The sequence below is a fragment of the Candidatus Laterigemmans baculatus genome (genome assembly GCF_010367455.1).
GTDB lineage: Bacteria > Planctomycetota > Planctomycetia > Pirellulales > Pirellulaceae > Laterigemmans > Laterigemmans baculatus.
In genome coordinates, this window is the sequence record NZ_WRPR01000065.1 from 23,642 (window position 1) to 31,695 (window position 8,054).

The window sequence follows — 8,054 nt, forward strand, 5'->3', positions numbered from 1 at the left end:
CCAACGGATGGGCCGCGTTACAAACCGTTGGTCTCAAGCACCCACAGACCAGGACTGACAGTATGTAGAGTCGAAACACGGCATGAGTCTCCCCGGGCGATGCCCTGCATAAACGTGGTGCTGTCCAGCTACATTGCTACCAAGGTTTGCTGGAGGAAGAACGTGGCGACGCCAGCCACATATCCGATTAGCGCCCAGATGGTGATGCGTTGCAAGTACCAGACGAAGTTGATGTGCTCCAGTCCCATCACCGCGACTCCGGCGGCGGAGCCGATGATCAAGCAACTCCCGCCAGTGCCGGCGGTGAAGGCCAGCAACATCCAGAACGAATGGTCCATCGGCAGGTCGTACATCTCAATCCCTGCAGCCACTAGGGGCACGTTGTCGACCACCGCGCTGAGCAGCCCGATCACCACCGCCACATACTGACGATTCGGAACCACCGTATCCAACCAGTACGCCAGATCCCCGAGCGCCCCGGTGGCGCTGAGCGAACCGACAGCCAGCAGAATTCCTAAAAAGAAGAGCACACTGGCCATGTCGATACGATTGAGGACCGCCAGCACACCGGTGCTGGAACGCGTCACCTCTTCCATCGTGCGGCCGATCATTTCCGAGACGATCCAGAGCACGCTCAGAGCCAGGATCATTCCCATGAACGGCGGGAGGTGCGTCCAGGTCTTGAAGATCGGTACGCTTAGCAATCCGGCCACTCCCAATCCGAGCACCACGGCCTGTTGCCATGGCTTCACCCCTTCGGCGCGGGGGGCCGCCGCAGGATCGGCCGGGACCAGAGGCCCACGCATCACCAGCGACAGGCCGAGGAGCGGCGCCAGCAGACACACGACGCTCGGAATGAATAGCTCTTGCATGACCTCCACCGGACTGATCCGGTGTTTGATCCAGAGCATCGTCGTCGTCACGTCCCCGATCACCGTCCAGGCTCCACCGGCGTTCGCGGCAATCACCACTAGCCCAGCAAACATTAGTCGGTCGTGCTTGTCGGAGACGATCTTCCTCAGCAACGAGACCATCACGATCGAGGTGGTCAGGTTATCGAGGACGGCGGACAGGAAGAATGTGAGCCAGGCGACCATCCAGAGCAGTTGCAGTTTGCTGGTTGGTCGAACCGAGCGGGTAATCAGGCGAAAACCTTCGTGGGCGTCGACCACCTCGACGATCATCATTGCGCCCATCAGGAAAAACAGAATTCCAGCGACTTCGCCCGTCAGCCGCAGGAGCTGTTCGTCGACCAAGAACGCTCGTGCCAGATCCGAAACCCCTTCTTCTTGAGCCGCTTCATGAAAAGCGTCGGAAATCATTTCCGGCCGCACGAGATTGCTGGAGTCGATCGCATAGAGCGTCCAGCAGAGGACCCCGATCAGCATCGCTGATGCGGCTTTGTTAATGTGGATGCGGTGCTCCAACGCGATGGCCAGATAGCCCAGGATGAACACGACAATGATAGCTGAGAGCATTTACGCGGAGGCCTCCGCATTGGGGTCAGAGAGGGGGCGAATAACTAACTTTTCTAACGCGATGATCGGCAGGACGATCGCTCCGACGATGACAGCTTTCATCCAGGCGTCAAAGCTCAGCGGGGCGGAGCCGAACAGTGTGTTCGCGGCCGGCAAATAGATAAACACGGCCTGCAGGATCAGCACCGCGGCGATTCCTAAATAGAACACCTTATTCGTGAAGATCCCGACCGCGAGGAAGGAGTGTTTGAGCGAACGGCAGCTCGCCAAGTAGAAGCACTGGAAGAGGATGATCGTGGTCACGGCGACCGTCTGTGCTTCGGCCAGTGCCATTCGAGAAGTGGCGCCTTCGGCCAAGTCGCCGTGGTACTCCCAAAGGAAGACTCCCACGGTTGCGGCGGTCATCAAGGACGCAACCACGGCGGTGCGAATCAACATGAAGCGACTGAGGACCGGAGTGCCCGGGCGCCGAGGGGGACGCTGCATCACGTCGGGCTCGAGCGCTTCGAATGCCAAGGGGAGGGCCAGTGAGACAGTCGCGACCAGGTTGATCCACAGCAACTGCAGCGGCGAGAGCGCCAGCAGCAGTTCCCCCGATTCAGCGTCGAACGGGAAGAAGGCGACCGCGCAGAGCAGGATCAGGGCGAGCCCGAGGTTCGTGGGGAGCACGAAGGCGAGCGATTTGACTAGGTTGTCGTAGACGCGTCGTCCTTCTTCGACCGCGGCCCCGATCGAAGCGAAGTTATCATCGGTCAGGACCACATCGGCGGCTTGCTTGGAAGCCGCCGTACCGGTGATTCCCATCGCAACGCCGATATTGGCCTGTTTCAGTGCCGGCGCATCGTTGGCTCCGTCGCCGGTCATGGCGACCACGTGCGATCGGCTTTGCAGAGCGCGGACCAGGCGAAGCTTGTGCTCCGGAGCGACCCGGGCAAACACGTTGACACGTTCGGCCGATTCCAGAAGCTCCTCGTCGTCCATGCGGGCCAGTGCCGCACCGACCACCGCGCCACTCTCGTTGAGAATCCCGATCTGGGCGCCAATCGCCGCGGCGGTGGCGTGATGATCGCCAGTGATCATTTTGACGGTGATCCCTGCGGCTCGGCAGACTTCCACCGCGCGGACCGCCTCCTCCCGAGGTGGATCGATCATTCCCACCAGACCGAGCAGACGCAGCCCATGATCGACGTCCTCCACCTCGATCGCGTCGCCGGAAACGGAGCGGACCGCGACCGCTAAGACGCGCATGCCTTGAGCGGCCATCGCGTGGACTTCCTCATGCAGGCTCTCGACCGGGCTTCCCTCGCAGCGGTCGAGGATCCTTTCGGGAGCCCCTTTGACGACTGCCTGCGAGTCTCCGTGGATCGTCTTGTGCAGCGTCGCCATCCAGCCGCGTTCGGACTCGAACGGAATCACGTCCAGACGCGGGTAGTGGTTCCGCAGCTGGTCCGCCGGCTGCCCGCATTTTTCTGCTGCCACGACTAGAGCACCTTCGGTCGGATCGCCGCTGATCGTCCACAGCCCATTCTCGTGGCGAAGCGTCGCATCGGCGCAGAGGACTCCTGCCTCGAGCAGTTCGCGTAGATCCGCAGGTGGGTCGAGCGGTTGGCCGTCGCGGTGTGCGGCGCCTCGCGGCTCGTAGCCAACGCCACTCAGCTCGTAGCGTCCCTCGGGGGTCCAAACGACGCGAACCGTCATCTCGTTGCGAGTCAAGGTGCCGGTTTTATCCGAGCAGATGACGGTCGTGCTGCCGAGCGTCTCGACGGCCGGAAGCTTGCGGACGATCGCCCGTCGAGCCGCCATTCGCTGCACCCCGATGGCCAGGGCGATCGTGACGATTGCGGGCAAGCCTTCCGGAATAGCTCCCACGGCCAGAGCGATCGCAAAAATGACGGTGTCGCGGAACGCCTCGAACAGGCTTTCCCCGGTCTCCAGCACCGTCCGGACGACGCCGATCGTGAGCATCACGGCGGTCACCACGAGGATTCCGATCGTGATCGTCTTGCCAATCTCCGCCAGCGCGCGAGTGAGCGGCGTCTCGAGATCGGTCGCCTCGTGGAGCAAGGCGGAGATCTTCCCCAGCTCCGTCTGCGAACCGGTCGCGACGACCACTCCGGTCCCGGTCCCCGACGTCACGACGGTGCCGGCAAAAGCCATGCTTCCCCGATCGCCGAGATCTGCATCCTCGGCAACCGGCTTGGCATGCTTGGCAACGGCCACCGATTCGCCGGTGAGCATCGCCTCCTCGATCTGCACGTTCTTGCCGCTGAGGATGCGGAGATCGGCTGGGACTCGCTCCCCGGGGGAGACGAGGACCAAGTCGCCAGGCACCAACTCCGTCGCCGAGACCGTCTCCTGGCGACCGTCTCGCAGCAGGGTCACGTTCTCGGGCACCATCTGGCTGAGGGCTTCGATCGCTTTGCTCGCCCGAAACTCCTGCACGAAGCCGATCAGGGCGTTGATCACGACGACGGCCAGGATGACCACGCCGTTCTTGATCCCCTCCCCTTCCCAGTCGGCGAGCATGGCGACCGATCCCGAGGCGATCAGGACCCAGATCAGCGGGTTGTGGATCTGTCGCCAAAGCAGCGTCAGCGCGCCGTCGCGCTTGCCGCGGGGCAGCACGTTCGGACCGAACTGCCGACGTCGCTCCTCCGCCTCTTCCGAACGGAGTCCTTCGCGGGAGGATTCGACCGCCGCGAGCACCGCGTCGCTATCGATCGCGTGGAACGGGAGCGCGGTGGATGTGGCTTCGCGTGGTGCGGCGGCACGCGGCGAAGTCGGAGGGGCGGTCGAAGAGGGCGTAACCATGGGGCATGTCAGAGCTGGAGGAAGGCGAGAGCGGGGGGACTTACGCGACACGATGGATGAAGCTCCGCCAATAGCCGCGAGCCAACTCACGGGAAGACGCCGCAGGGCGAAAGGCGTGCCCGAGCGGGCCAGCCAGCAAAGCGGGGAGCATCACCAGTTCGGCAATCACACCGGCAACCAGGATCGTCAGCATCAGGAAACCGAACTGACGGGTCGGGGTGAAGGTGCTGAAAACGAACACCGCCAACCCTAAACCGTTGATCAAAGCGGCCTGAAGCGTCGGCGTGGCACATTGACGATAGGCCCACAGGATCGCACTGCGGCGGTCACCGCAGATCTCGAGATCTCCGCGAAACCACGTCAAGTAATGAATCGTGTCGTCGACCGCCACGCCCAGGGCGATGCTGGCCGCCATCATGGAACCGATGTCGATCGGTCTACCGAGCCAGCCCATCCCGCCGAAGACCACCAACACCGGCAGCACATTGGGCAGCATCGCGACCGCTCCCGCGGCGATCCCTCGGCACACGAACATCATCAACGGCGTGATCGTGATGAAGGACCAAAAAGCGCTCTCGATCAAACTCGACAGCAACACCCGCTGGGTCTTGTAGACGATCGGAACCACGCCGGTGTAAACCACCTCCACACCCTCGCCAGCCACTTTTGGACTGGACGCGGCCAACGCGGCCGGGCCGACCGGTGACGAGCGATCGGCGACCAGCACCGTTCCACCGACCAGCTGGATCCGTTCCGCTTCCGCGGTGGGAAAAGTCCCCGCGAGCACGACGGAATCGAAGCGGCGGACTTTGGCGATCGTCGTCAGCGGCAGTTCGGCGGGATCGCGAGTCGACTTCACCACTCGCAGCCGATCGCGGCGGAGAAAGCCTTCCAGCGTCTTCGCAAACTCCGACTCTTCGGCCGACTGCGGCGCCTCCCAAAGCAGCACGGTCGCTCCCGCGACCCCTTCGGAACCCCGCTGGGCGACGAGCTCGCCGAGCACCTCGTTCCGCACCCGGTGAGCCGCCAGCACCGGAGCGACCGCGGCATCTAAGTCGCCGACGAACTGGCCGAAATCGATGTCCTCGAAAGCGGCGACGCGGAGACTGATTCGCCACAATTCCTCGCCGCTGACCGGATCGACTTTCAGGAACCCACTCCGCTCAAACTCCTCCCGGCTCGCTTCCATCGTGCGGCTGGTGGCTGAGCGGCGAATGAAACTGAGGGTGTCCCCCGCTTGGCTTGGAAGCTCTGGAGCAAACGTGGCGGCCGACATCGTGCGGCCTACCAGGTCGCGGCCCTCCGCTCCCAGGTTCCGCTCGATCGACTGCTGGACCGCGGCCACCGTCTCCATCCGCTCGAGGAACGAGAGCGAGGTCGCTGTCGTCGCCGGTGGGAAACGCAGCACGATCTCCATCGGGATCAACCGCCCCAGGTGTTTCTCCAGCCAGCGATAATCGGCCAGGATCCGCGCGTTGTTGTCGAACAGCTTGAGCAGGTCGACCGACGTCTCGGTCCGCTGGATCCCCGAGCCGATCGCGGCGATCACCACCACGCAGCCGATCGCGACGACCGCATGGTTGCGAATGATCGTGTTCCCCACACGACTCCAGATCCGCTGGTTCCAGGTGAGCGCGAACGGTCCCTGGGGAGTGGGCATCGGCGAGTCGGGCGCGGGCACCAGCTCCCGCGGCTTGGGAGGCCAGAGCTGAAGGGCCGCCGGCAGCAGCAGCAGCAGGACCGCGAGCATCCCGAACACTCCCACCGCGGAGTAGACACCGAACTTGCGAATCGGCTCCAAGTCGCTGGCGTACAGCGAGAGCAGACCGATCGCCGTGGTGAGCGAACACAGCAAGGCGGGTTTGGCGGCATGGGCGACTGCCCGTTCGGGAGCGGACCGAAGGCCCCCTTCCCGCACCGCGTCGCGATAGTAGTTGATGACGTGGATAGCACCGGAAACCGCCAGCACGTATACCAGCGCAGGCATCGACATCAGGACCGCGTCGGCTGTCGAACCGCTCAACCACACGCTGGCCAAACCCAGCAAGGCGCTCCACAAGCCGGCGGTGAACACGATCAACGTCAGCCGCACGCTGCGGAGCGAAAGCCAGGCGAGCCCTAGCCCGAGCAATCCCGACAGCCCCGCGAGGCGAAGCAGCGTTCGCTCTCCCTCTTCGTCGATCGCGACGTTGTCCACCGACGGCCCACCAATGTGCACCGACTCGCGAGGAATTCCGCAGGCGTCGAAAGCTTGGTAGAGCTCGCCCGGAGCGTGGTTTCGCCGGAGCATCCGCGTCTCGCCACTGCCGATCGCCGCCCGCAGATTCGCAACGCCCAGTGGAGTTAGTGTCACGACTACGCACGTCTGACGTCCGTCGGGACCGATCAGCGATCCCTTCAGCCGCTCGACCGCCGCTTCGTAGGGAACCTCGGCCGGTCCAGCGGTCAGCTGCTCCAGGACGCGTCGGCCCGTCATCACCCGGCGGAAGTAACGCCCGGAGTCCTCACCGGGGGCTTTGGCGGCATCCTCGGCGGGTGGTACCAGCCGGTTTGCCAACCGCTCGATCCGCGGATCATCCGGCTCCGCCTCGGGCTGCGAGGGGTCGCCTCCCAACCGACAGCCTTCCCAGCTGATCAGCACGAATTGGTCAGCGACGAAATGTCGCCGGAACCATGCCAGCTCATGCGTCTCCGCGAACGAGCTAGGAAGCCAGTCTTCGACTTTGTTCGAGTTGCTGCGGACTGTCTGCAGGGCCGCAAAGAGGACCAGCGGGGTCGCCAGTGCAAAGCAGCCCACGATCCACCTGGCTCGTCTCGCAAAAAAGGACCCGCCCTTCATGACTCAGTTCCTGAAGTTTCCCACGAAATTCTCCACCTGCGGCGTCTCAGACACGCTGGAGTACCTCGCGAGCCCACGCATCACTGGCGTGGATTTCCCGCAGTGGAATTCCGCGTTTTGGCAGATGAAGGAACGCCGACGACGCCTTTGCACCGCGCCCTCGATCCAGCAAAGCGACCGTCAACCGATCGCAGGCCGAAGCGTCAAGCGTGCGGAGCTGCCGGCGGAGGCTCAGATCTGCAGACGAATCCGCTGGGTCACGAGCGAACGTGGAGAGCCGTTCGCCAGGAAGCCGAACTCACCGCTCAAATTCGCGAACGGCTGGGAAGAAGGGGCCGGGCGTGCAACAACGAGTCCCGTCCCGCCGGAGCGCTTGTGTCGTCCGAGAGCCGCCGAGCAGGCTTCGCCGCTCGCCTCCTGCAGCGCTACCGCGAGCAAGCGGTGCGCGGGTTCCGGCGACAGCTCGTCGGGCTCCGATGCGGCGCCGTGGTGGACCGCGTCACTCGAACGGGCGTGAAGCTGCGCCGACTGCAGCTCCGGAACAAGGAAACCGACGCACAGGATCGCGACGAGCAGGAGGCGAAAGATGGCGAGCAAGAGAGTCGGTCCCATGCCATGCGACAGCACGCGCAAGCGAGTCTTGCACCGTAGGCTGCTGCACCTGCAATCGTATCTCCGGCGACGGGCCGAGACAATGCCAGCCAAATCTCTGTCAAAAAACCCGCTGATCTCGATCCTGTGAGCCGTAGGCGATAGCCTCGGGCGTTCGCGAGCCCAGCTTTTCCACTGCAGAACCCGCGGCTAGCGCCGTCGGCTCAGGGTTTTCTGCCAGAGCCTAACTGGACAGCGCCACTTTGGATTGGTTCGGAGCAGGACGGCTCGCGGAAAAATCGTTTAACGGCAAGCCGAAGGCGACTGCTTTTTAA

The 8,054-nt window shown here is 63.6% G+C and carries 3 protein-coding genes and 2 pseudogenes; all 5 read right to left on the reverse strand.

Annotated features, from left to right (window positions below):
* Positions 1-128: 128 nt before the first annotated feature.
* Positions 129-1,478 (reverse strand): sodium:proton antiporter NhaD, encoded by a 1,350-nt coding sequence (nhaD, locus tag GNK13_RS13510; RefSeq protein ID WP_164103078.1) that lies wholly within the window; start codon positions 1,476-1,478, stop codon positions 129-131.
* On the reverse strand, positions 1,479-4,289 hold the full coding sequence (locus GNK13_RS13515) for a cation-translocating P-type ATPase (protein WP_164103079.1): 2,811 nt from the start codon (positions 4,287-4,289) through the stop codon (positions 1,479-1,481).
* A gap of 103 nt (positions 4,290-4,392) precedes the next feature.
* Positions 4,393-5,706, reverse strand: a pseudogene (locus GNK13_RS22075) (hypothetical protein); the annotation flags it as partial.
* A gap of 180 nt (positions 5,707-5,886) precedes the next feature.
* Positions 5,887-7,128 (reverse strand): annotated as a pseudogene (locus GNK13_RS22080) (MMPL family transporter); the annotation flags it as partial.
* Between the two features lie 231 nt (positions 7,129-7,359).
* Positions 7,360-7,740, reverse strand: a complete 381-nt coding sequence (locus tag GNK13_RS13525; RefSeq protein WP_203545365.1) for a hypothetical protein — start codon at positions 7,738-7,740, stop codon at positions 7,360-7,362.
* Between the last annotated feature and the right edge of the window lie 314 nt (positions 7,741-8,054).

Excerpts from the sequence above, each read along its gene's own strand:
- nhaD (WP_164103078.1), bottom strand. The coding sequence starts at position 1,478 with ATGCTCTCAGCTATCATTGTCGTGTTCATCCTGGGCTATCTGGCCATC.
- GNK13_RS13515 (WP_164103079.1), bottom strand. The coding sequence starts at position 4,289 with ATGGTTACGCCCTCTTCGACCGCCCCTCCGACTTCGCCGCGTGCCGCC.
- GNK13_RS13525 (WP_203545365.1), bottom strand. The coding sequence starts at position 7,740 with ATGGGACCGACTCTCTTGCTCGCCATCTTTCGCCTCCTGCTCGTCGCG.